Raw genomic sequence first — 276 nt, 5'->3', positions numbered from 1 at the left:
AACGGTTCATGCGTGTGTAGACCGTATGCCAGTTGCCAAAGCGCTTGGGTAGGCCGCGCCATTTGCAGCCATGCTCGGCAACGTAAAGGATGGCGTTGACCACTTGCAGGTTGGTCATGCTGACATTGCCGCGCTGCGCCGGCAGGCAGGGCGGTCTCAAGATTCAAGTGCAACAGATGATTTGAAGGCGGCGATTTCCGCTTCCATTGCTTCGCTAGGCGTTTTCCAGCCCAGTGTCTGGCGAGGACGGGTGTTCATCAGTAACGCGATGTGATT

The 276-nt window shown here is 56.5% G+C and carries 1 protein-coding gene and 1 pseudogene; both read right to left on the bottom strand.

Going from position 1 to position 276, the window contains the following annotated elements; all coding sequences use genetic code 11:
- The coding region (locus F7R02_RS26020; RefSeq protein ID WP_151210374.1) for a transposase at positions 1-163 on the bottom strand (163 nt) is incomplete at its 3' end.
- Positions 157-276, bottom strand: a pseudogene (locus tag F7R02_RS27715) (IS30 family transposase); the annotation flags it as partial. The gene F7R02_RS26020 and the pseudogene F7R02_RS27715, both read right to left, overlap by 7 nt.

Source organism: Xanthomonas cissicola (assembly GCF_008801575.1).
GTDB lineage: Bacteria > Pseudomonadota > Gammaproteobacteria > Xanthomonadales > Xanthomonadaceae > Xanthomonas > Xanthomonas cissicola.
This window is presented reverse-complemented; position numbering and strand designations above follow the sequence as displayed.